Raw genomic sequence first — 23,015 nt, forward strand, 5'->3', positions numbered from 1 at the left:
CATTGATGGCCTCCTGCAGTTGCGCGCCCCAACCCGGCAGCGACCTGACACTTGTAAGCCCCGTCTGGCCCTGTCGGCTGGTAGCGGGGCGGCTGCCGGGGAGGCGAGGCGCGCACCAGCTGGGAGCCGCAGAATTCACGCCCGCGCTGGAAGCGGCCGCAGCTATTTTGCCCATCCGCTCGCACCCACGAAGGCGTCCTGTGCCGCGTGGGTAGGAGCTGTCGCACCACCCGACGGGGCCTGGGCCTGGCGTGCTACGGCTGCCGACCGGTCCCGGGCACCGGTCCACCGGCCGGTCTTCCGTCGGTGCGGGGCGGTACCCGGGGGCTGTCGTCTGCCTATGGGAGGCGCTGCCGATCACCGGGATGAGTGTCCTGTCCTGGCCCCTGGTCTGGAGCAGGCGCTGGGGTGGGATCCTGGAGGGGTGCATTCCCCTTGTCCAGCCCCTGACGAACTGATGGTGATCAGTACCCGTTTCGACTTTCCCCGGGCGTTCGTGGTGGCCATGTGGGGGAGAACCGACCTGGAAACGAGCGAGCGGCTGGACGCCGTTTTCGACGAGGCCATCGCTTCAGAACTCCCGGTGATAGTGGATCTGGCAGGGCTGGCTTTCTGCGATGCGCGCCTGTTGGGGCACCTGCTTGCTGTCCGTCTCCGAAGGACACTGATACTGGTGGGTCCGTCGAGTGACCAGCTCCAGTGTCGCTTCGCCCTCACCGGCGCAGCGAGGGTCCTCGAGGTCCAGCCGGGCCTGACCGCGGCCCTGGCTCACCTCTCGCGCTGAATGCCTGGCGGGGCCGGCATGGGGCCCGACAACAATCCCGACAACATGACCGACACCTCCCGGGAGCGGACCCCTGTATAACGGCAGGTCAGGCCCTGGTTTCCCGTGGTGAGTGCTCAGACTTTCCCTCTTCTACCCGGCTGCCGGCTATGGGGTGGCGGTGTGGTGGCCGGTGTTGGGCGTGGTCTCGGGGAAACGAGGGCGCTGCGCTGGCTCCGAGGGGCTGTGTTGGCCCAGTGACCACCGCAGCCGGATCGGTGCAGCAGATCGGCGCCGTCGTCCTTGCCAAGTCGCTGCCCGGGCTATTACGGGCTCACTTCTTTTCGGAGTGCGCGGGCGCGGCCGGGAACGCAGTGGTCGTCGAGGCAGACCGGTGCTGGTCCCAGTCCTGTGTGCCGCGGGGTTGGGAGAGGGCCGCCGGAGGCTTGGCGGCCGACTCCAGGTCTGCTGGGACTGTGTCCGGAACGGGGTGGGGCCAGGGGCCGGTGCGATGACGGGGCCGGGCGGGGAATCCGAGGCGGAAGTAGACAAGGGCGAGATCCGCGAGCGCGCGGCCGGCATCCGGACTGCCCTGGTCAAGGGCGTCTGACGCCTGCCGGGTAAGGTCGCGGGCGGTTGCCATGTCGGCTACGCCCGGTTCGGGCGGCTGGGTGTCCATACGGACTCAACGAGCCGGGCCCCTCAGGTGCCGGTGCGGGACTGCCTCTCCCAAAAGTTCTCGGCAGCGTCCGTCCGCAGTCACCACGACATCGAGGGGAACCCGACCACGACCACCGCACCGCAGCCCTTACGAGCTCGTGCACGGTTAGCGGTGACGTTGGCCCTGCCGGTTCGTTAGGCCGTTCGTGGTGGGGATGCAGGCGCGTGGGTTGATCATGTCGGTGCGTCGGGTCACGGGCCTTCCAGTGGCTGTGATTGCCGATCTGGTAGCGGAGTTGAGTCCGGTCTGGCATGAGGCACGGCGTTACCCACGACGTGCTGGCCTGCTGGTTCCAGGTGGACCGGTCGACCATCACCCGTGCGGTCGGCGAGATCCGGCCTCTACTGGCCGACCGCGGCTGTCGCATCGAGGGTGGTCTGCGACTTCGCACGCTTGCCGATGTGATCGCCCATCTCGGCGCCACCGGCCAGACCGCACTGATGGACGCCACCGAGGTCCGAGTCCGTCGCCCAAGCGCACATCGCGGCGGACTCAGCCGGTTCATCTCCGGCAAGAGCCGCATCAACGCCATGAAAGCCCTCGTCGTCACCGACCAGCGCGGACGACCACTGTTCTGCGGCGAGGTCCGGGCCGGATCCATCGCCGACATCACCCAAGCCCGTGACGCCGGCCTGGTCGACCTGCTCGCTGACACCATTGACCTGCAGATCCTTGCCGACGCCGGCTATCGAGGCCTCGCGGCGCAAACCTACGGCCAGGTCGTCACCCCGCCACGCAAACGCCGCGGCAAACACCTCGAACACCTGCAATGGCTGATGGCACACCACGAGGCCGCCCGCTTCGCCCACCCCTCAGCCAGAATCCCCGTCGAACACGGCATCGCCCACCTCAAGAACTGGAGGGCCCTCGCCCGGCATCACACCCGACGAGAGAACCTGCCCGACACCATCCGAGCCGTCGCCGGACTCCTGACCGACCAACAAGCCACCCCTCACGAAGGCACTCGCACTGCCCGCCACACCCGCATGATCAAAACGCCGACCGCAACCTCACACGCCCTCGCCCCAACCATGCACGAGGTCGTTGCCGAAGACACGCGGGCTCAGCCCGGTGAACGGGGCTAATCCAGGACGGCTCCGACGCCGTGATCACACCAGACATCGCAGGATCATCCCACCTGGTGGGAGCGTTCCTGAGACGGTATGTGACGGGGTCGCAGCCAGGGTGCCCGCTCGGTACGATCGGGACCGCCATCACCATCCACCACGAAGGACAGTACCTCTGCGAAGCTGGTGCCCAGCTGCCACAGGAAGCCCGGTCCCACGGCGATGACACGCCCGCTCGCCGCTACGTATGACCTGTACTGGATTGACCACATACCCAGAGGGCTGTAATTCTCCCCGTAGCGGCGCCTCAGCCTCTGAGCCTCCGCAGACGCGTCGATGCAGGCGTCAACGGGATCCAGGCGCAGCGACGCGGAAGAGGCGCGAGCCGGAGAACTCTTGATCGTCAGTTCGCCGAACTCTGCCCAAACCGCTATCGCCACGTCGTTGAACTCGAATCCCACCGCCACGAGTCGTTGTGTCCAGGTCTCGGTGTCGATCCGTCGTCCTGCTCTCCACCCGGCAGCCCTGAGCGCTTCCAACACCGAGGGCCCGCAGCCCGTCAACAATCCACCGATGCGCTCTATGCGCCCACCCCGTCTACTCAGCGAACCTGCTTTCACGCAAGTCTTGCAGGTGCGGACCCGCACTTTGTAGGGCGGGGCGGCACGTGCCAGCAGGGAGATCACTTACGGGACAACCCTTACGACCTCGTGCGCGATAAGAATCGCTGCAGGTCAGGGGCTTGTGGCGTTTTGGTGCCCGAGCCCTTGACCTGCAGCGATAATCAGCGCTTATCGTGCACGAGGTCGTTAGACACGAGCGCAGTCGATCGCGTCGTCCGCGCGGCCGCCTTCCGCGTCGCGCATCCCTCAGCCATCACGACAGCGTGCCCACCGCCATCAGCACCAGCATGACGACTGCCACCGCTGTCAGACAGAGCAGAACAATCCGCCTGCGCTGCACGTTCTCCGGCATGCGGTCGTTGAAGTCGGCCCGCTTCGGCTTGTTCGGGTCGTAGACCACCCCCGTCAGCACCGCCGGCTCCGTGGACACCCCGCGGCGCCACACGGTGTGGTGCCCCCCGTCCTTTACGAGATACCCGTACTGCACGTCGATCTTGCCGTCCCTAGGAATTGTCCTGCTCACCTCGGAAGCCATGACCTGCACCCCGCGCTTGCGCAACGGAGCCTGCAACAGGAAGGGCAAGCCGAGGACCAAGAGGGCCAGGACGGCGACCACGAAAAAGAAGAACGAAGCAGCGATCATCAGAGTCCCCCCCAGCGCACTGCACTCGTGCGCGACATCATCGGGACAGCGGGCACATCCGAACGCCCCCAGCCCCGTTCGAACAAAACCTATCGCGAGTTGGATTCCGGCTACAACAATCGACCGAACTGGCGACTGTGCACCCCGCCACGACTCGTCGGACTGGCCCCAGATCCGCAGGTTCAGGTTTCGGGCTGCCCTCGGGTCAGCTTTCGCTCCGAGGGCAGCCCGCCTCTGAATGGAGCCTGCAGCCGGGCCTGCACAGCTGGCCCTGCTCCGGGGGGCGGCGCCTCGCACTTGTCCTGGGTGGTCTCGGCTGCGTACATCGCCCTGGCGTCGGTGACCGCCCGCGCCCAGGTCCGCTCGTTCACGCCGTGCGTACGGGCCAGCCGCCCGGCCAGGCCCCGCTGGTGCCCACCGGCCCGGCGCAGCTCGGCGAGCGTGACCTGGACGGCCTGAGCGCGCTCCGCGGACACCGGGTGACCTCCCCCAGGCTGTTCGTACCCGGGCCTGCTCCCACGCCCGAACATCTCCTAGCAGTACGGGGTTTCCGGTGCAGCCCAGACAAATGTGGCTGTGCTGGCCGAAAGATGATCACTCGTTTGTGGGAATTCGGCATGCAAGGACCGTTTCGTGACCAGAGTCCAGACGGCCGTCGAGGACGGCTGAGCAACCGGAAAATTCAGCGAGGGAAATCGACGATGAGCTTCATCCAGACCGGCAAGATCAATCTGGGATCCGACAACGCGATCGAGACGAGCGGCGGGAACACCTCGACCTTCACACGGGTCACGTTCCCCTCCCCGTTCCCGTCGGGCTCCGAGGTCGTCGTCTTCCCGCTGACCCAGACCTTCAACGGCCCCGAGACGCCGGGCATCCGCATCCACGACGTCACCAACACCGGCTTCCTCATCCGCCTGAACGAGATATACGCCGGCACCACCAGGAGCGATGGCAAGCACACCACCGAAACCATCGGCTGGATGGCCGCGACGGTCTGACCCACATGTCCCACCGGGCACCGGGCAACCCCGCTCTCCATCGAGGGGCACCCAACCGCCCGTCCGTCTGACGTGGGGCGGCACCCCCATGCCGGGGTGCCGCCCCCGCCACACCCGCGTCAGGCCCACCACCACCCCCGCTCGCCGCCCGTAAAGCAGCCATGGAGAACCAGCACCACGGCCCGAAACCGCAGCGCCCAGGTGATCTCATTCCGGCTGCGCCGCCGGCCGCTGCGCCTCGTCGTCCGCGCCGAGCGCGGTGGCGTACTTCGCCCGGGCGTCGGTGACAGCCCGTGGCCACATCCGGGTGCCGCCCCGTGCGTCCGGGCCAGCCGGGCGGCCAGGCCCCGCTCGTTGCCGCCGGCCCGGCGCAGCTCGCCGAGGGCGATCTCGACGGCCCGAGCGCGCTCCTGGGACACCGGACGCCCTCCCCGGGCTCTCCCCCCTGCCCCGCACCGTTCTTACGCCCGGAGACGCCCAGCCTGCCCGTCCCCACGCCCTTCCATGGACGCCACAGCCCTGCGTGTCCCCGTGACGAGTGATCTGGACCGCCCGACTCACTGACGAATGAATGCACAGCGCCATGGGATCCATACCTAGAGTCATGATGGCTCGGTCTGATCTAACCCGGCGCACCCGCCGACTCCGATGAGGGGCATCTCCATGGCAACCGCTCGTTTCGCTTTCCAGGCGCCGCCCGGCCGAGGTGAGGAGTTCATCTTCGAACTGACCAATGACGCCCTGATCGCCCACGTCCGCGAGGTCCTGAGCGGTGACGAGCGGAGCGAGACCCACGTCGGAGGAAGGATCGTGAAGAAGAAGGTGCCCTACAACCCGGCCTTCAGCTACCACCTCGACCCGGCCACCATCAGCTTCTTCGAGGTGAACAGCAACACGCGTGAGGACTGCGACGCCTCCCCGCACTACCTCGAGGACCACTTGGACGAGGCCGGCGGAGCGTTCCTCCCCGGCGGCTACTGGGGCTCGTGGGACTCAAAGCTGACTCGCGAGGTCAAAGCCTGCCCCAAGCGCGACAAAGCCCGGGTGCTGCACCAAGGGGAGCACCGGGTGCTGCGTCGCGCCCCAACACCCCAAATAAAAGGCCACCTGTGGAGCCGATGCTCGCGCAGGCCCGCGAAACCCTCCCACCCCTGGGCACCGGCCCTGGCGTGGTGGCGGTGCAGCCCAAGTCCGACGGCCTCCGGGCACTGCTCTACACCCCGCTCCGGGACGGTGACCCGGAGCGGGGTGTAGACGAGGCGCGGGACCTGGTCCAGGACCGCTTCCCCGACCTTGCCGCCGCCGCCCGCACCCTCCCGACGGTCTCGTCCTCGACGGCGAGCTCGCCGTCCTCGACCCCCACGGGCAGCTCAGCTTCACCGCACCGCCCTGCAACGACGTGCGACCGCCTGCCACAACGACCGCGCCCTGGCAGCCGAGATGCCCGCCCACTTCATCGCCTTCGACGTCCTGCAGCACGACGGCCAGGAGCTCCTGGACGAACCGTTCGCGCGCCGCCGCGAGGTCCTGGAAGCGCTGTTCGCCGACCACCGGCTCGGGCCGCCCTGGACGCTGTGCCCGTCGACCACGGACCATCGGTCGCGGACGAGTGGCTGCATGACTGGACCGACGTACCCGGTGTCGAAGGCGTTGCAGCCAAGAGCCTGACGGGCCGCTACCGGCCCGGCGTACGGGGCTGAACCAAGGTCCGCCGCAGGAACACCACCGAAGCACTCATTGGCGCCGTCACCGGCACTCTGCACCGCCCTCAGGTCCTGCTCCTGGGCCGCTACGACACCACCGGCCGCCTACGACTGGTCGGCAAGACAACCCCGCTCAAGCCCGGCCCGGCCCGGACCTCGCCGACCACCTCACCGCGGCCGGCCCCGACCACCCCTGGACCGGCATCCGCTTCACCGCCTCCTGGAACAGCCGCACCCCCCTGGAACCGGTCCTCGTCGACCCGTCCTCGTCGCGGAGATCAGTGCCGACGTGTCACAGGACCACGGCGTGTGACGCCACCCGCTGCGCTACGAACGCCTACGCGTGGATACCGCCGAAGTCGACGTTCCGCCGTTCGGCGAGACGCAGTAGCCGCATAGCTGCCTGGCCGTACTTCCAGTCGAGGCTACGGCGAACTCGATTGCGCAATTTGCGCAATCGGCACCTCTGACCTGCGGTGGTGAGGTTCTGTGGTGAGTGCGTTGGGCCGTGGTGAGTGGACAGGACCCTTGGTGAGCAAGCTCTCGGGTTCGTGGTGGGTTTCCGGTCGGCGACCTACCACGGCAGATCAGCGACGTCTACTGCCACTCACCACGAGGCGCTGGTGGGGTGCCAGTGGCAGCTGTTCGTCGACCATCGGCTCGGGCCGCCGTGGACGCTGTGTCTCTCGATCACCGACCCTACGACCGCGGCCGAGTTCTGGCAGCTCCTGGGTACCGCGTTGGCGGCCGATATCGGGCTGCGGGCGGGCCGCAGGCGCGGTGCTCATCACTCCGAGCGCCTGACGCGCTCTCAAGCTGAGAGGGCGTTACTGATGAGGGATGTGGATGCCGGCCGCGCGCAGGTTCGCTTCGACCAGGGCGTTCAATCGGGCGATGGAGGGTCCCTGGTCTTCCCGGTGGTGGTTGACCAGTCCGTACCGGGCGGCGGCGTCTGACTGGCTCTGAAACCCGGTCGGCATCGTCTGCAGCGCACGGCTGGTCAGCAGATTGGCGGCCACCTCGGAGGCGAGCCCGTCGATCCGTGGGTCGTCGGGATCCCAAGATCTGGCGTCCCAGCTGCGCTTGGTCAGCGCGATGAACTCGGGGTCGGCGAGCGAGTGCTCGAGGTGTGTCAGGAAGCTGTCGAAGATCTCCGGGATCAGTGCCCGGGCCAGCACCAGTCCCTCGCGTTGCACGGCCATGTAGTCGGTGCTGAAGCCGAGCTGGGTGAGTCGGTCCAAGATCGCGCAGGCCCGGTCGGGCAGCAGGGTCCGGTCGCTGTGTTCGAGCCGGTGCAGCGTGTCGCGGCGTGCGGTCAGGTCCTCGATCCGTTCGGTGAGGCGGCGATGGACGTCGTCCAGGGCGGCGGCGAACCGCTCGGGATCGGCGCCGAGCAGGCCGCTGATCTCGGCCAGCGGTACGCCGGCCCCGGCCAGGGTCCTGACCTGGATCAGCCGGAGCAGGTCGGCCGACCCGTACCGCCGGTAGCCGGAACTGTCACGGTCCGGCTCGGCGACCAGGCCGAGCCGGTGATAGTGCCGCACCGTCTTGATCGTGATGCCGACGAACGCCGCCGCCTGACCGATCGTGAGCCCGTTCGTCATCGGTTCAGCACACCTCCAGATCGTGGGCGGCCGCGGCCGCGGCCTCGGGGTACGGGTCGCGGGCGATCACAGGGGCGAGGGTAGCGCGCAATGATCGGTGCGGGTCAGCCCATGGTCGCGATGGAGGTTGACCTTGACCTTGGGTCAGGGTGCACGCTCATCGCGAGGCCGCCTCGAAGGGGCCGGTAGCCGCCAGGCCAACTGTCGCGAGATTGAGGAATGACCATGAGCGAGTCCCTCCACACCACAGAGAACTCCGCTGCCGGACAGGATCGCCCGGAGTTGCGGGAGGCCATCCAGGAGATCGTGGATTCCGGTATTGCCGGGGTGTCGCTGCGCGTGAACGATGAGCGGGGCGAGTGGGTCGGCAGTGGCGGGGTGGCCGAGCTAAACAAGGTTGCCGAGCCGCCGGTCGACGGGTACGTCCGGATCGGTAGCAACACCAAGACCTTCACCGCGACTCTGGTGCTGCAACTGGTGGCCGAAGGCAAGATCGAACTGGACACTGCGGCGGCCGACTACCTCCCCGATTTCGGGCTTGATCGGCGGATAACGGTGCGAATGCTGTTGCAGCACACCAGCGGGGTGTTCAACTTCACCGGCGAGCTCTTCGAGGACGGGGCGGTCGTCGCGGGGATCCCCTCCACCATCTCGGGCCAGGAGTGGGTGGACAACCGGTTCAAGACCTACCCGCCGGAAGAGCTGGTACGGCTGGCGTTGTCCAAGCCGGCGCGATTCGAGCCGGGGACGGACTGGAGCTACTCCAACACCAACTACGTGCTGGCAAGGCTGCTGATCGAGAAGGTCACCGGCCGCTCGTGTGCCGAGGAGACGCAGGAGCGGATCCTGGGGCCGCTCGGAATGTCGGACACCGTGACGCCGTACACCTCGCCGGAGATCCCCGAACCGCACGCCCACGCCTACTACCGGTATGAGGAAGCCGGCCAGCAGAAGACGGTCGACATCACTCGCCAGAACCCCTCCTGGATCTCCGCCGGCGGAGACATGATCTCCACCACCCAGGACCTCCACACCTTCATCTCCGCACTGGCGGGCGGCAAGCTCCTGCCGGCCGGGCTGCTGGCCGAGATGCGCACGCCGCATCCCAAGAGCGGCTTCGGCCTGGGGCTGCGCGTGCAGGACGCGGGCCCCAACGGCGGCACCCTCCTCTTCCACAACGGCGGCGCCGCCGGCCACGCGGCGCTGATGTACAGCACGACCGACGGCAGCAAGACCCTCACCGCCTCGCTCAACTATGTGGACGACGCCGCGATGTCCCTGGCCGGGGCGTTCCTGACGGCGATGGAGAGGCTCGTCGATGAGGTGTTCGGCGGCGAACAGGCCGGATCGACTGACGAGGTGGCCGAGCCGACGCAGCCGATGGACTAGTACTCCAGCCGGACTTCGGTACGCCCGACTTCGTGGGCTTCACCCCGGCCGAGATCCACTATCTACTGGCGATTGCTCACCCGCTCCTGATCGACAGGACAACCACAACACACGACGAACTGGTCAAGGTAGCGCCGCCGGCACCAGGTCGGGTCCGCCGCTGTCACTACACACGGCGCGGTCACTCCTTCGCGGTGCGTGCCGGACGAACTCGGCCTGCACGAGGCAGCACCCCGCTGCAGTCCCCACGCTCATGTTGTTGAACAGGACATGCACCGAAGTCCGACCGGACTCCGAGCCGCTCAACTTGTGGACGGTACGCTCATCGCAGAATCACAGAATCGAGAGTTCCCATGCTGAGTGCAGTGACCAAGCAATTCGTCGATGCGGCAACCGCCCTGTCGCCGGAAGCACTCGCCTTGGCGTTTGACCGGATGGTTGACCTCCGCACCAAGGGCGGCAAGGAAGCGAGCCGGGCGGCGGTGCCGTCCGCTGCCGAGAACTCCGAACTTGACCACCGGATCCGTGCTGCCCTCCGCCCTCGCACCGACGAGCTCAACGCGCACCTAGCCGGATTGCACTTCGCTGCTGGTGCCGCGATCTTCACGGCAGCCCGAGCGATACTGAAGGGTCGGAACCTGACTGCGGAGCAGTTCGACGTGCTCGTACGGCCGTTCGTCGGGAGCGGCGCGGTGCTCCCGCCACACTCCCCACCGCCAAACCGTTGACCAGGGGAAATGCCGAAGTACGGCTGAAGTGCTAAGTCGGTATCCCGCCCCGGTCGTAAAGCGGCAGGCCCGCGATGGACGGTCTTCGAATAGCCGAGAAGAGCATCGAGTTGCTGTGTGCTCCTGGCCTTCACTCACCGACGGCCGCCTACGCCCGCGCTCTCAATCAAGCGGTCTGGCAGGAGCGTGATGAGGGGAGGGACGTTTCGGTGGACTCGATAGCGGTTCGAGCCCACCAGCACGCTGCCGGTGCGAGGAAGGTGTCCCCGGCCGCCGTTGCTCCAAAGGGGGCCGGGCAGGGGCCGAGCCAGGTTGATCCGGTACTGCGGAAACTGGCCGCCCGGCTGGAGGAGGTGGTCAGATCGGCGAAACTTCCGCCCGCGCCCGCTCACAGCGCGCCCGTGCTTGTGCCTGAGCTTCCTGGATCTCCATTTCATAGACGCGGCGTTCGGCCTGCCGACGCAGTCAGTCGAGCAGGACCCGGTTCGCCTCCAGGTCACTGATGGTGCCGGAGCGCGGGGCGGCGTCAGATTTGGCTACGCCTCGGGGCCGGCCGCGTCGTGAACGTGCGTGAGGGCGGTGCGGGCCTGCACCCGGTCCGGGCCCGACAGGGTCGCCCAGTACGGGTGAGTGATCACAAGAGTGGTGAGCTCCAGGATCCGCGCCCGGTACCCGGCGAGACGCTTGGCCTGTCAGGGGGTGTAGCCGGGGCTGTCCGGTCATCGACAGAGCCACCAGCGGGAGGAACAACCTGGAACCCGCTCTCACTGTCAGTGCGGCACGACAGCATGAGCCCGGGGCCGCCGGAACCGGCCCCGGGCTCATGACGAGAGGAAAGCATGCCTACCACCGACGCCGCCGAGGGGCTCACCTATTCCGCCGAGGCATACGCCGCAGTCGAGAAGGCGGTGGAATCCCAAGGCTTTTACGTGCCCATCGTCCTGGCGGAAGCGGCCGAGTTGCTGACCGACCTGTGGGCCGCCGGCGCGCGCCGCGGCGTTGCCCCGGCCGATTGGGCATCGGTAGTCAATCTCGCGGTCGTCGCGCGCAACATCGTCACCAAGAAGTACGGGCGGTTCTCGGATCCCGAGGGCACCATGGCGAAAGCCGTCTCCCTGCAGGGCCACCTGATCACCGCCCTGGAGGAGTTCGGGCTCACCGCCCGGATCAGCGGCCCCGTCATCGTCGACCGTGGCCCCGACACCCCGCGCGGAGGCTTCCACGGCGACGCCGACATCGAGGTCCACATCTACATCGACGGCGGATGGGCCTTCGCCTTCGCCGAGTACAGGGCGCCGGCGCCCGTCGCGCCGATCGTCGCCCCGGCCACCGAGGTCGGAGCCTCCCAGGTCGCCGACATCATCCGGGCCTTCGTACGCGGCGAACTCGGCGACATCTTCCGCTGCTGAGCCCGCTACCGACCGACCCGGCCAGCCGCGTGGCGCCATCCGGGGCGGCCGGTTTCCCGTCGGACGCGGTAGGCGTCGAGTGCGATGAGGATGTCGGGGGCCAGGTCGTCGATGATCCGCAGGCACCAGGCCAGGAGCGGGCCCATGACGTGTTCGGGGATGCGCTGGGTGGTGTTCTCGGCGCGGGTGCGGCGGGTGCTGTTGCCTCAGTTCTCGCAGTCCAGCGGATCAACGGTGATGCGGTCGCCAGGCAGCACGGTGCGGTAGCGGTAGAGCATTCGGACCGAGCTCTGTGCGACCTCGCGGCTGGCTTCGCCGGGTAGTACGGCGTGCAGGTAGCAGCGCGTCGCGCCGAAGTCGTCGAGGGTCAGGTCGGCCAGGCGGGGCTGGCCGGGGCGGGCGGCGACCCAGTGGGTGAAGCGGAGCTGCTCGGTGAAGCACGCCTTCTCTGGCTCCAGGACCTGGGTGTGGACAGCGGGTGCGGGGCGGAGGAGCTTGAAATCGACTGCGTCTCGTCCGGCTTCGCTTCGGCCGGTGCCAGGCGTTCGCTGACCGGCTGGGTCATTCCGGTTCGGGCCGGTTGCCGTTCGGGGGTCTCTGCGCCCCGCTGGTGGTGACCGTCCTCTATGTGGCAGGCGGCGAGGGAGTCTGGGCAGTTCGCAGAACCTCGACGCGCGGCTCTCCGGGTGCAGTAGCCTCCGGAATCCTGTCGCCCCCGCATGGGGCCTTGGCGGTGTCTTCCCGTCCGTCACAGCTGCCGCACTTGCCATCCGGCTCACGCTGCGATCGCTAGTGACCCGTCATGCGGAGCCACTGCATCGTTGTGACGAGCTCTTCGCCGAAGTCCTCGCAGAGCGCGAGCAACTCGCGACCGGTGGACGAGTCGAGCAGCCCTGCTGAATCGGGGAGAACCCCGAGAGCACCGTGGCAGGCGGTCTCGACAGCGAAGTGGCGCGATGCGAAATAGCCCTCGCTCGCTCGGCCCGCCAGGTCGGCGAGGTACTGGCGGTGGGCTTTCTTCGAGGGGTGAGAGTAGAAGGAGCCCTCGACGAGACCGTCGAGGTAGTTCGCCAGGCCGGCCGAGGCTTCGACCACTCGCTCGACTTCGTCCACGCCAGACTTGTCCAGCAGTTCGCCGAAGGTCAGCAGGTTGCTGATGGTCTCCAACTGAAAGAGCTGGACCGTGTCCGGGTCAACTTCAGATGTGAAGAGCGGGGCGGTGCACAGCTCGGCGATTGCTCGCCGGTATGCGCGATCCGACTCTTCACCAGCGGGTGATGCTGCCAGTCGGAACAGCGACTCCAGCACAGACTGGTCGACGCCCCACTCTGCATCCAATCCGAACGCGAGTATCGGCGCGCGCCACCGCCACAGGGCCAGGACGGCAGCCTGACGCTGGTGGACGGGCCTCAGGTCCGTCAATCGCTCGATCCGCACCACGTTCTCGAGTCAGCCCTTCCGATCCACCGGCCTCGCCCGCCCCCTTTACCTCGGGACACTGTAGAAGCCGCCGAAGGGCCACGTGACCGCCAGGACGGTGTCTGGCCCAAGCCAACTGCGGGAATCGGGCATACCGGTTCAGAATGTCCTCTGAGACTTCCCCTCTTCTACCTGGCTGCCTGGCTATGGGGTGGTGGCTGGTGTTGGGCGCGGTCTAGGGGAAGGCGGGCGGCGCTGCACCGGCCCGTCTTCCGGCCCGTCGCAGGGGCTCCGGACCGGCGACGAGACCGACGGCCAGGCGGCGGTGCTGGTCGGTCCTACTGTCCTGCTTCGACGCCTACAACCGCGCCCGCGGAGCACGAAGCGGCCTGCTCTTCGGCCCCCGGGCCTCCCTCTGGAGGAACAACGGGCCTTCGACGACCTCGAACGAGCCATCGAAAAACTCCGCCACGCCCACACGCAAAAGCCACCAACGAACTGAACCGACGGCACCCGCAAACCCGCTCCGCCACCCTCCATGCCGCCGCGAACTGGCGTGCCCGGCCACCGCGCTGCTGGACCTGCAACAGGAAGCCCCACCTGCCCGCTGCGCCGGTCAACCCCGGCACGATTGCGGGCCTTGAGACCTGGGCGTGGGTGGGTAGGGTGGCGGGAACACACCAGAGAGGGTGTGCGGTGTGCCGGGAAGCCTGGTCGGCGGCTCTGTCGTCGATCCATCCCGGAGATGTGCCGTGCTGCTGCCCGCCTTGATAATTCTGGCCATGCTGCTGCTCCGTCTCCTCGTCGGAGAGGTGCGGCACCCGGGGAGCACGCATCAGCAGTGGCTGTTCCTGCGAAACCGCGCCGCTTTGATAGCCGGTGCTGTGGCCTTCGTTCTGACCGCGGGGGCCGGCTGGGTTGTCGCGAAAACCGGTGTGCTGCTGTGGGCAGTCTTGATCGGCTTGCTGGTCGCCTTCATCGCGGACCGCCTGAGCAAGGCCGAGACACCGACGAGACCAAGCGGCCAATGACCGGCCACGTGATCGCCTCGGTGGCGCAAGCGGACCGGTGGTCACAGCGTTCCGGGCGAGCCTCAGGGTCGCGCCGCAGGGCGGGTGGTCGGACACCGGAGACATGAGCTAGTGCCGCGTCAGGCAACGTTTGCCCTGTCGACGACTGCGCGTAGGCGCTCGTCCTTGGCGTGCTTGTTCCGCCAGATGATGTAGCGGCGGATCATGCTGCCCTGCTCCTTGTGGCTGGCGTGGTCGGTGCCGTCCAGCGTGAAGTGGCGCAAGGCGGTGAACTGGGCCTCGATGCGGTTGAGCCAGGAACTGTTGGTCGGCGTGTAGGCGAACTCGACGTTGTTGGCTGCCGCCCAGTCGCCGACCCGGGTGTCCTTCTTGGTGGTCAGGTGCGGGGAGAAGTTGTCGAGCACGATCGCGATGCGGATCTTGGGCGGGTGGAGACTGCGCAGGTAGCGGCAGAACTCCAGGAACCTCGTGCGGTTCTTCTTCGGCTTGATGTGGCCGTAGAGCTTGTCCTGGGCCAGGTCATAGGCGGCGAACAGGTGCCTGACCCCGTGCGGGCGGGTGTAGGTCGCCCGTCGGCGGGGCCGGGGTTCCCGGTCGGGGTCCTTGTGCCGGCCGCCGCGCTCGGCCCACTGCCGCCCTTGGTGGGGTTGGAGGTTGAGCGGGCCGAACTCGTCCATGCAGAAGATGACTTCGGGCTCGCCTTCCTCGGGTATGACCTCGCGGTCGGCGATCGCGTAGAGGTGCTCGACGCGGGCCTTCTTGGCGGCATAGTCGGGGTCGCGGGAGGTCTTCCAGGTCTTCACGCGTTGAAACGAGACGCCCTCCTCACGAAGCAGGACTCGAAGGCCCTCGTGGCTGATGTCGTCGACCACCCCCTCGGAGACCAGGAAGTCGGCCAGCTTGGCCAGGCTCCAGGTCGAAAACGGCAGGCCGTGTTCGGCCGGCTTGGACTTGGCGATTTTCTTGATCTCGCGGCGTTCCGAGAGGGTGAAGGTCTTGGGCCGCCCGCCCTTGTACTTGGGGTAGAGCGAGTCGAAGCCGTCGGTGTTGAAGTTGTGGATCACGTCCCGGATCCGGTCCGCGCTGGTGAACGTGACCTCGGCGATCTTCGCCACGGGCATGCTCTGGGCGGACAGCAGCACCATCTGGGCCCGCCGCCAGGTCACCACCGACCCGATTCCCCTGCGGATGATCCGCAGCAGCCGTCTGCCCTCGGCGTCATCGATCTCGCGGACCCGCACTCGCTCTGCCATCGGCCCAGCCTGGCGCACGCGCGCCGTCCGAAGCGGCACCCGGACGGCGCGTCACATCTGCGACTGAGCAGCAGGATTTGCCACCTGCTCTGGTCAGCCTGGCGCCTCGACGTCGTCAGTGAAGGCGCGCAGGAGATGCTGTGCCAGCAGCGCCAGGCCGCCGAGCACGCCAAGGTGCCACAGGCCCAGCCCGTTCACCGGGCGCGCCTTAGCTCACCGCCTGCTTTACGAGCGCACCGATCCGCGCCTCCACCTCGGCCGTCACCTCGGTCAGGGCGAAACCGGCCGCCCACATCGTGCCCTCGTCCAGCTTCGCCTGGTCGCTGAACCCGAGCGTCGCGTAGCGCGCCTTGAACTTCTCCGCGCTCTGGAAGAAGCACACGACTTTGCCGTCCAGTGCGTAGGCGGGCATCCCGTACCAGAGCTTCGGCGCGAGGGCCGGGGCGCTGGCTGTGATGACTGCATGGACCCGCTCAGCCATGATCCGGTCCGAGTCCTGCATATCGGCGATCTTCGCGAGCACGTCCCGCTCCGCCTCCGCGGCCTTGTCCGCGCGCGAGCTGCGGCGGGCTGCCGTCTTCAGCTCTTGGGCGTGGTCCTTCATCGCGGCCCGCTCCTCGGCCGTGAATCCCTCGTGCGTGCTGCTTTCGGTGCTGCTCATGGCAGATCTCCCTTTGAGGGTCTGATGTGCTGGATCTTGGGCGCGTGGGTGGCGACGTGCCGCCACATCCGACATCGGCACGCGGCGTGCCGATCGAGTCTGAATACTGCGCGCAGCCCTCGACATTGTCAACGGCACGCCATGTGCCGTTAGGATGGCGGCATGACCGACACGCCCGCCACGCCGAGGCGCCGAGGCGCCGCGCGCACCGAAGCGCTGCTGCAGGTAACCCTCGATCTGGCTGCGGAGGTCGGATACGCGGGCCTGAGCATCGAGGCGGTCGGCCGAAGGGCCGGGGTCGGAAAACACACGATCTACCGGCGCTGGCCGTCCATGTCGGCGCTGCTGCTCGACGCGCTCAGCTGCGTGTGGACCAGCGACCTGGACTACCGCGACACCGGGGACGTCCGCGCGGATTTGCGCGAACAGTTCCTACGCTCGGGCCTCGCCCTCTCCAGCCCGCCGATCGGCCCCGTCTACCGCGCAGTCATCGCCGAGGCGCAGGCCGATTCAATGCTGCGGGCGACCCTGCACGAGCGATTCCTGGTCACCGTCGAGCAGAGCACCCTCGACCGAATCACCCGCGCCCAGCGCACCGGTGAACTGACCGCGGAAGCCAATCTGGAATTCGCCGCCGAGGTGCTGTGCGGCACGCTGTACTACCGCAGCCTGCTGTCAACCCGCCCCATCGACGAGCACGCGGTCGACGGACTGCTGGACATGTTCATGGCCGCCTACGGAACCAGCAGTTAGGACTCGATCCACAAGTCGGACCTACTCTCCCGATCCGAGGACCGTACAGGTCACAACCGCACAACAGGGCGAAGGTTGTCTGATGCGGCACTAGGAACAGAGGTCATGGCATCCGGGCGAAGTCGTGCCGGAGAGCGGGATCTACGAGTGCTACTGCGGCGAGGGCCACCACTGGAGCACCGACGTGAAAGGCCACCGCTTCCCGCCCCTCTCGGCAGGATGCTCCGGGGCCGCGTGGATGCTCCGGACGGACGCGCACCCCGACTCCTGACACCGGCGCCCGACCAGCCGGGAGGGAGCCCGCGTGGTCCTCAAGCCACCTGTGGAGCCGATGCTCGCGCAGGCCCGCGAGACCCTCCCACCCCTCTGCACCAGCCCCGGCCGCATGGCGGTGCAACCCAAATTCGACGGGTTCCGGGCCCGGCTCCTCACTCCGCTCCGGGACGGCGACCCAATGCTGTTGCAGATGAGGCGCGGGGCCTTGGTCCAGGACCGCTTCGACGACCTTGCCGCCGCCGCCCAAAGTCTCCCGGCCGGTCTCGTCCTCGCCGGCGAGCTCGCCGTCCTCGACCCCACGGCCAGCTCAGCTTCACCGCCCTGCAACGCCGCGTGACCGCCGGCCGCAACGCCCGGGTCCTGGCGGCCGAGATGCCCTCCCATTTCATCGCCTTCGATGTCATGCAGAGCGACGGCCAGGAGCTTTTGGACGCCCCATTCGCGTGTCGCAGCGAGGTCCTGGAAGCCCTGTTCGTTAATCCGGTCTGCCGGTAGGCGGCGGCTCAGGCGCGTGGGCCCGCGCCGTGCAGCAGGGTGTCGATGATGCGGGCGGCGAGGGCGTCGGTGTCGATGCCGGCATCGTCCGGGCTTCCGCGCAGTGACTCCCCGAGGAGCGCGTAGTAGACCCGCCGTAGCCAATGGAGGTCGGCTGCCTCGTCGATGAGCTTGTCCGCCTGGGCCCGTTCCAGCACTGTGATGCAGCGTCGGCCGATGTCTTCGTGGAGGGCCGCCGCTTCGCTGCCGGGAGCGGCCGGAAGTTCCAGGGCGAACGCCCAGGCGCCTTTCACCTCGAGCACATTGGCCGTGATCCGGTGCAATGCCACCAGGGGAGGGGCGGTGTCCGGCCTGCCGTCCTCCACGGCTAGGACGAGCTGCTGGGCGGCTGACACGGCCAGGGCGTCGATCAATGCCTGCCGATGGGCGAATCGCCGGTGGATCGTGGTCCTGGCCACCCCTGCGGCAGTCGCGATCTGCTCCATCGACGCGCCGGGATCCACCGACAGAACGCGTTCGGCTGCCTCCAGAATCGCGCGCACACTGCGCTCCGCGTCCGCTCGCAACGGCCGTGCCGCTGTCTCACCCATGGCGCCTCCCGCTCATCCACTTGAGCTTCTAAACAATACACCTCTGGGCGAATCCCTGCTTAACTGCATCAACTCTGTTGCAGTTAAGAGAGAAAAGAGTACTCTCTTGCCTTAGTTCTTCAATCAGCGGAGGAGATCTCGTGCACCCTGCAGCGCTTATCACTGGTGCCTCATCCGGACTCGGGGCGGAGTTCGCCAGGCAGCTTGCCGCCCGCGGACACGACCTGGTTCTGGTGGCGCGTTCCGAGGGCAGGCTCACTGCCCTCGCCGAGCGCCTTGCCGCGGAGCACGGAATCCGCGCCCACGTCCTGGTCCAGGACCTCGCCGAGCCCGAGGCGGCCCAACGCATTGCCGACGGCCTCACTGCCCGCGGCCTGAGCGTCGACCTGCTGGTCAACAACGCCGGATTCGGCACCTGCGGTCGCTTCGAGGACATCGCCGCGGACCGCGACCACGACCAGCTGATGGTCAACGTTGTCACGCTCGTCGGCCTCACCCACGCCCTGCTCCCCGCCATGCTGAAGCGCGGCACGGGCGCGGTCCTGAACGTCGCTTCGACCGCGGGCTTCCAGCCCTCCCCGTACTTCGCCGTCTACAGCGCGGCCAAGGGCTTCGTGCTGAACTTCGGCCTCGCCCTGCGCCAGGAGTACCGCGGGCGCGGCATTCGCGTGACCACCCTGTGCCCCGGCCCGGTCGACACCCCTTTCTTCGAGGCCATCGGCACCCGCAAGGCGGCCGTCAACGGCTCGATGACCACCCCAGGGCCGGTTGTCCGCGCCGCTCTGCGCGCACTCGACCGCGACCGCGGCTACGTCACCCCCGGACTCGGCAACTCCCTCGCCGCGCACCTGCTGCCGCGCCGGCCGCGCACCCTGGTCGCCGCCATCGCCAAGCAGGTCACCCGCAAGGTCCTCAGCCCCGCAGGCACCACCGCACAGTCGAAGGAGTACACGGCATGAATTCCTCCACAATCCCCGCCGCGGGCGCCGCCGCCGCGATGCTGCTCGTCGGTACCTCGACGGCCGTCTCCGCGACGATCGCCGACTACCCCGTCCTCAACGGTCAGGCCCTGCGCTACGCGCTCGCCGCGGCGATACTCCTCGCCGTGGTACGCCACCGCCGTTTACCCCGCGCCCACCTGACCCCCCGTGACTATCTGCTTCTTCTGGCGCTGGCGGCCACCGGCCTGGCGGGCTTCAACATCTTCCTGGTCGAAGCCACGCGGCATGCGAGCCCCGCGATGATCGGCACGGTGGTCGGAGCGATCCCCATCGTCCTCGCACTCGTCGGACCCCTGACCGAACGCCGCCGGCCAGCCGCGCGGACCGTCGGCGCCGCAGCTGTCGTCACCCTGGGCGCTGCCGTCGCCGCCGGGCTCGGCGGCGGCAGCCTGCGCGGTGTACTGCTCTCGCTGGGCGCCCTCGGCGGAGAAGTGGCCTTCTCGCTGCTCGCTCTTCCCCTGCTGCCCAAACTCGGCCCCATAAGAGTCGCTGCCTACCCCGCGGCGCTGGCCGTGCCCGTACTTCTTACCGCCAGCATCACCCTGGACGGAACGAACTCCCTTCGCCTGCCCACCCTCACCGAAGCGGCCGCCTTCGGCTACCTCGGTGTACTCGTCACCGCCACTGCCTTCTTCCTCTGGTACGACGCCCTGCGCCGACTGGGCGCCGCACATGCCGGGCTCTTCGCCGGGCTCGTCCCGGTGGGTGCACTGGTCACCACCATTGCACTCGGACTCGGCGAGGCGGGCCCTGCAGATGTTCCCGGCGCCTTGATCGTCGCCACAGGTGTCCTGATCGGCATGCGGCAGCCCACGCCGACCGGCTCTGCTCAGCAGGTCGGCCGACCTGCCCAGCACTCCCGAGCTGAAGCCGTGCGAGGTCTGCCGGCCTGGAGACCGGGCTGCAAGGCTGAAACGACAACCGCCACCTGAGGCACCGGCTGTCCAATCATCTGGCGTCCCTGCGTGACTGCCGTCTGGTCGTCACCGTGACTGATGGGCGCCGTACGCGTTACGAGCGGTCGACGAACGCCTCGGCCACGCCCTCGACGACCTGTGGAAGGCCACAGACACCACCGCCCCTTGAGCAATCCTGCGCCGGGTGGCCAGGCTTGGCCACAGGCACGGAGACTTTCAGGGCGACGGCTCGGGAAGGGTTGCCACCTCCGCTGACAGTCGGCGCTGGGCGCGGCACAATCTGCTGTGCGGCAGACCGGTGGGGAGGCGGGTTTGCCGTGCCGGCCGTGCCTCCCTGACGGAGGTCCCATGCGACGTGTGTTCCTTGCCGCTACCGTTCTCGTGACCCTGGTGCTCGGGACGGCGCCCGCGTCCGCGTTGCCCGGGTCACAGGGGTGGGAGCCGGCCCCGACGCCCCCGTACGACCTGCCGGCCGGAGCGCGTTGCGACGTCCCGGTCCATACCGAGCCCGTGGTGGACGAGGTCGTGCAGCGGGTCCTGGACCGGCGGCCGGACGGCTCGCCCTCCCGGGTCGCCTACCGCGGTGCCCTTGTCGTCCGGGTGACCAACACGGCCACCGGGGCCTTCTACGACGCCGATGTCAGCGGCAGCGCGATCGTCGACTACCACGTGGACGGTTCGCAGAGGTGGTACGTCGTCGGCCCGGTGCTGGCGGGCGTAGGCGCGAATGCCGGGAACCTGGCACGGGGTCTGTATGTGCTCGACGGCGTGTACACCATGGACATCAGTGCCACCGGCCACAAGTCGGTGCACCTGGTCCACGGGTGGGCCGACGACGTGTGCGCGCGGATCGGCTGAGTCCGGACGGGCGGGGTCCCGGAGCCCGACGAAGCGTTGCGGGATCGCCAACGCCGTGAAGCTGGCGCTGGAGGCCCCGCTCCAGCAGATCGCCGGCAACGGTGGTCTCGAGGGGCTTCTGATCCTCGGATCAGCAGCTCCAGGCGGTACCCACAGCATCCGTGCGACGCCGGCCGTTCCCGGGGGCCGGCGTCGTCATGCGCTGCGGGCGTTTCACCCCGCGGGGGCGGCCAGGATGCAGAGAGGGCTGCCTTCGTCGGGGTCGCCGACGTAGGTCCAGAGCTTGAGTGTCCTGCCGTTCTGCAGCGCGTCGTAGGAAGAGGTCACCTCACCCTGGCTGGTCTCGAAGTCCACGTGGATCACGGTCCCGGCCTGCCCGGCCAGCCCGGACTCGTTGCGCCACGTGCCCGATCCCGACCTGGGTTCGTCGGTGCCGTCGATGATGTCGTAGTCGCTGCAGACGTGGGTGGCGGTGATCGTTCCGTCCGGCTTCAGCTCCAGCGTGCCGCCTTTCTTGTCGGTCCACGTCACAGCTGCCCGGGACAGGGACAGTTCGACCGGCTTGCCCTTGGGGACCGGTGGCACGGCGAGCCTCCCGCAGGCGGCGAGAGAGAACGCGAGGGGGACGAGCACCAGGAATGACCAGCGGGAACGCATACGACACCTCGGGACCTTGCACGGGGCACGGGCGCGAACGGCCCGTGCAGGCAGGAGCGTAGAACAGGGCGCGGAGCCCCGGCCGCGGGGGTCGGGATTCCGCAGCCCCCTCGCGAAGAGGACGGCTCCGGAAGCTCCGGAGCCCCGACCTGAAGAAACGCCCCCGGTGATGGTCCTACTCCGACTGCGAACCGGCCGCTGCCAGCTGGTCTCGGCGGCGTACAGAGCCCAGGCACCGGTGACGGCCCGCCCCACGTCCGCTTGTCCCCGCCGTGCGTACGGACCAGCGCTACCCGGCTCCCCAGCCACCGGGTGTCCCTCCGGCCCAGGAGAGGCCTCCGCCTCCGCAGGAGAGGCACGTGGAGCCGGAGTCCGGCCGCGGGCAGGTCGTCGGCGGGGATCAGCCAGCCCCACGCGGTGTCCTGCACCGAGTTGGGCAGGTCACCGGCCTAGAACCTCTCGTTTGGATCATGCTGTGCCTTGGTACCCCGACTACGGCAGCCTGACCGTCACGCAGGCAGGAGCAGTCGGGGAGCGCGTCGTGCACTGGCTCTTGCCCTTGTCTCCGCTGTTGGAGACGTTGATCGTGAGGTGTGTCTCGCCCTGCTTCAGCGTCAGAGGGATGGTGACCGTCTGGTCTATCTGCCCCATGTCGTCTGGCCTGAGCGAACCCGAATAGAGTTCCGTGGTCCCTTGGTCGCCGTGACTGGTGTACAGGGTCTGCGCGAAGGCGGCTACGTGGTCGTTGCGGTCGACGCCGACCGCACGGACAGTGAAAGCAAGCGAGACATGGGGACGTTGGCCCTTGATGCTCACACTGGTCACGGTGGGCCTGCCGTTGCCCCCCGCCGCGAGCGTGGCGACGATCAACGAGGCCACGAGCCCGGCGACGTAGGCCGAACTGCCGATGAGCAACAGCACTCTCTGCCTGGCGAAGTACGCGTAGAAGCTCAGAGCGACCGCAGTGATGGCCAGCGCGGGCGCGAGCAGGGTTAACCAGGTGTGGTTGTTCAGTGCGACGAAGAGCCTCTCGCTGTTCATGCCCAGGACGGTGAGTAGACCCGCTAGTGCGACGAGGGAGCCCCAGAGGGCATTTGCCACCTCCCCGAGCGGCCCTTGGTCCTCTGCCGCCTCCGGCTCGGTGGACGGGGCAGCGGATCGGCTGCCGACGGCCGTTGCGGGGAGATCCGTCATCACTTCTCCGTGGTCGGCAGGTCAGTCGTCCCATGCTCGCTGCCGGTTGGCGCACTGACAAGATGCCCCTGACTCCCTGCCGGGGTCGCTCTCCAACGGCGCCGCAATGCCCGCCACCCGCAGCGCATGGACATTCCTGAAGATGGTGCCCTTGCTGCGGTCGAGCGGTACGTGACGGTGCGGGGCAGGATGCCCCTGCCGTCCGGGACGGCGGGAGGGAAGCTGCAGCGCCGAGCGCGTTGAGGCTGGCGAGCTGGCG

At 68.1% G+C, this 23,015-nt stretch carries 24 protein-coding genes and 1 pseudogene; 15 read left to right on the plus strand and 10 right to left on the minus strand.

The annotated features are described in order from the left end of the window. The first annotated feature begins 457 nt into the window (after nt 1–457). Nucleotides 458–784 (plus strand): hypothetical protein, encoded by a 327-nt coding sequence (locus tag OG488_RS38285; protein WP_329238214.1) that lies wholly within the window; start codon nt 458–460, stop codon nt 782–784. 951 nt (nt 785–1,735) lie between these two features. Further along, nucleotides 1,736–2,569 carry a transposase family protein gene (locus OG488_RS38290; RefSeq protein ID WP_329238217.1) on the plus strand — a complete coding sequence of 278 codons (834 nt, stop codon included), beginning with the start codon at nt 1,736–1,738 and terminating at the stop codon, nt 2,567–2,569. A gap of 44 nt (nt 2,570–2,613) precedes the next feature. Here the strand turns inward: OG488_RS38290 and OG488_RS39395 are convergent, their stop codons facing one another. The 3 genes from OG488_RS39395 to OG488_RS38300 form a co-directional block, all read right to left on the minus strand. Continuing rightward, nucleotides 2,614–3,237 carry an SUKH-3 domain-containing protein gene (locus OG488_RS39395; RefSeq protein ID WP_443074267.1) on the minus strand — a complete coding sequence of 208 codons (624 nt, stop codon included), beginning with the start codon at nt 3,235–3,237 and terminating at the stop codon, nt 2,614–2,616. A 190-nt stretch (nt 3,238–3,427) separates the two neighbouring features. Next, nucleotides 3,428–3,817, minus strand: a complete 390-nt coding sequence (locus OG488_RS38295; protein WP_329238219.1) for a hypothetical protein — start codon at nt 3,815–3,817, stop codon at nt 3,428–3,430. Between the two features lie 182 nt (nt 3,818–3,999). After that, complete coding sequence (locus OG488_RS38300; protein WP_329238222.1) at nt 4,000–4,293, minus strand: hypothetical protein; 294 nt, start codon at nt 4,291–4,293, stop codon at nt 4,000–4,002. 225 nt (nt 4,294–4,518) lie between these two features. Here OG488_RS38300 and OG488_RS38305 point away from each other — a divergent pair, with 225 nt between their 5' ends. From OG488_RS38305 to OG488_RS38315, 3 genes are all read left to right on the plus strand, one after another. Next, complete coding sequence (locus tag OG488_RS38305; RefSeq protein ID WP_329238224.1) at nt 4,519–4,818, plus strand: hypothetical protein; 300 nt, start codon at nt 4,519–4,521, stop codon at nt 4,816–4,818. A gap of 663 nt (nt 4,819–5,481) precedes the next feature. Then, nucleotides 5,482–6,072 carry a BP74-related protein gene (locus OG488_RS38310; protein WP_329238228.1) on the plus strand — a complete coding sequence of 197 codons (591 nt, stop codon included), beginning with the start codon at nt 5,482–5,484 and terminating at the stop codon, nt 6,070–6,072. 39 nt (nt 6,073–6,111) lie between these two features. Then, entirely contained in the window at nt 6,112–6,486 is a 375-nt protein-coding gene (locus OG488_RS38315; protein ID WP_329238230.1) for an ATP-dependent DNA ligase, read from the plus strand. An 862-nt stretch (nt 6,487–7,348) separates the two neighbouring features. On the opposite strand, the gene OG488_RS38320 is transcribed toward OG488_RS38315, so the two are convergent. After that, nucleotides 7,349–8,125, minus strand: a complete 777-nt coding sequence (locus tag OG488_RS38320; RefSeq protein ID WP_329238232.1) for a MerR family transcriptional regulator — start codon at nt 8,123–8,125, stop codon at nt 7,349–7,351. Nucleotides 8,126–8,350: 225 nt separating this feature from the next. On the opposite strand from OG488_RS38320, the gene OG488_RS38325 reads away from it, so the two are divergent. From OG488_RS38325 to OG488_RS38335, 3 genes are all read left to right on the plus strand, one after another. Beyond that, the gene (locus OG488_RS38325) at nt 8,351–9,514 is read left to right on the plus strand and encodes a serine hydrolase domain-containing protein (RefSeq protein WP_329238235.1); all 1,164 of its coding nucleotides are present in this window, start codon (nt 8,351–8,353) and stop codon (nt 9,512–9,514) included. A 365-nt stretch (nt 9,515–9,879) separates the two neighbouring features. Then, entirely contained in the window at nt 9,880–10,242 is a 363-nt protein-coding gene (locus OG488_RS38330; protein ID WP_329238238.1) for a hypothetical protein, read from the plus strand. 839 nt (nt 10,243–11,081) lie between these two features. Beyond that, a complete protein-coding gene (locus tag OG488_RS38335) occupies nt 11,082–11,651 on the plus strand; it encodes a hypothetical protein (RefSeq protein WP_329238241.1) in 570 nt (189 codons plus the stop codon). A gap of 789 nt (nt 11,652–12,440) precedes the next feature. On the opposite strand, the gene OG488_RS38340 is transcribed toward OG488_RS38335, so the two are convergent. Next, nucleotides 12,441–13,091 carry a hypothetical protein gene (locus tag OG488_RS38340; protein WP_329238243.1) on the minus strand — a complete coding sequence of 217 codons (651 nt, stop codon included), beginning with the start codon at nt 13,089–13,091 and terminating at the stop codon, nt 12,441–12,443. Nucleotides 13,092–13,822: 731 nt separating this feature from the next. Here OG488_RS38340 and OG488_RS38345 point away from each other — a divergent pair. Then, complete coding sequence (locus OG488_RS38345; protein ID WP_329238247.1) at nt 13,823–14,101, plus strand: hypothetical protein; 279 nt, start codon at nt 13,823–13,825, stop codon at nt 14,099–14,101. A gap of 119 nt (nt 14,102–14,220) precedes the next feature. On the opposite strand, the gene OG488_RS38350 is transcribed toward OG488_RS38345, so the two are convergent. Next, nucleotides 14,221–15,354, minus strand: a complete 1,134-nt coding sequence (locus tag OG488_RS38350) for an IS630 family transposase (protein WP_329238250.1) — start codon at nt 15,352–15,354, stop codon at nt 14,221–14,223. A 208-nt stretch (nt 15,355–15,562) separates the two neighbouring features. Then, a complete protein-coding gene (locus OG488_RS38355; RefSeq protein ID WP_329238252.1) occupies nt 15,563–16,015 on the minus strand; it encodes an iron chaperone in 453 nt (150 codons plus the stop codon). 162 nt (nt 16,016–16,177) lie between these two features. Here OG488_RS38355 and OG488_RS38360 point away from each other — a divergent pair, with 162 nt between their 5' ends. Together OG488_RS38360 and OG488_RS38365 are read left to right on the plus strand one after the other, a co-directional pair. Beyond that, nucleotides 16,178–16,768 carry a TetR/AcrR family transcriptional regulator gene (locus tag OG488_RS38360; protein WP_329238255.1) on the plus strand — a complete coding sequence of 197 codons (591 nt, stop codon included), beginning with the start codon at nt 16,178–16,180 and terminating at the stop codon, nt 16,766–16,768. Nucleotides 16,769–17,072: 304 nt separating this feature from the next. Further along, on the plus strand, nt 17,073–17,381 hold the full coding sequence (locus OG488_RS38365) for a hypothetical protein (RefSeq protein ID WP_329238258.1): 309 nt from the start codon (nt 17,073–17,075) through the stop codon (nt 17,379–17,381). Between the two features lie 166 nt (nt 17,382–17,547). Here OG488_RS38365 and OG488_RS38370 read toward each other — a convergent pair whose 3' ends face one another. Beyond that, nucleotides 17,548–18,129, minus strand: a complete 582-nt coding sequence (locus tag OG488_RS38370; RefSeq protein WP_329238261.1) for a TetR/AcrR family transcriptional regulator — start codon at nt 18,127–18,129, stop codon at nt 17,548–17,550. Nucleotides 18,130–18,269: 140 nt separating this feature from the next. Between OG488_RS38370 and OG488_RS38375 the strand changes: the two genes are divergently transcribed. The 4 genes and pseudogenes from OG488_RS38375 to OG488_RS38390 all read left to right on the plus strand — a co-directional run bounded on the left by OG488_RS38375 (nt 18,270) and on the right by OG488_RS38390 (nt 20,905). Continuing rightward, on the plus strand, nt 18,270–19,088 hold the full coding sequence (locus OG488_RS38375; RefSeq protein WP_329238264.1) for an SDR family NAD(P)-dependent oxidoreductase: 819 nt from the start codon (nt 18,270–18,272) through the stop codon (nt 19,086–19,088). After that, entirely contained in the window at nt 19,085–20,062 is a 978-nt protein-coding gene (locus OG488_RS38380; RefSeq protein ID WP_329238267.1) for a DMT family transporter, read from the plus strand. Before OG488_RS38375 ends, OG488_RS38380 begins: the two co-directional genes overlap by 4 nt. Next, nucleotides 20,062–20,216 (plus strand): annotated as a pseudogene (locus OG488_RS38385) (helix-turn-helix domain-containing protein); the annotation flags it as partial. The gene OG488_RS38380 and the pseudogene OG488_RS38385, both read left to right, overlap by 1 nt. A 179-nt stretch (nt 20,217–20,395) precedes the next feature. Continuing rightward, on the plus strand, nt 20,396–20,905 hold the full coding sequence (locus OG488_RS38390) for a hypothetical protein (RefSeq protein WP_329238270.1): 510 nt from the start codon (nt 20,396–20,398) through the stop codon (nt 20,903–20,905). Nucleotides 20,906–21,118: 213 nt separating this feature from the next. Here OG488_RS38390 and OG488_RS38395 read toward each other — a convergent pair whose 3' ends face one another. Together OG488_RS38395 and OG488_RS38400 are read right to left on the minus strand one after the other, a co-directional pair. Next, nucleotides 21,119–21,562 (minus strand): hypothetical protein, encoded by a 444-nt coding sequence (locus tag OG488_RS38395; protein ID WP_329238272.1) that lies wholly within the window; start codon nt 21,560–21,562, stop codon nt 21,119–21,121. Nucleotides 21,563–22,054: 492 nt separating this feature from the next. Continuing rightward, on the minus strand, nt 22,055–22,603 hold the full coding sequence (locus OG488_RS38400) for a hypothetical protein (RefSeq protein WP_329238275.1): 549 nt from the start codon (nt 22,601–22,603) through the stop codon (nt 22,055–22,057). Nucleotides 22,604–23,015 lie beyond the last annotated feature (412 nt).

The organism is Streptomyces sp. NBC_01460 (assembly GCF_036227405.1).
In the GTDB taxonomy this organism is placed as follows: Bacteria; Actinomycetota; Actinomycetes; order Streptomycetales; family Streptomycetaceae; genus Streptomyces.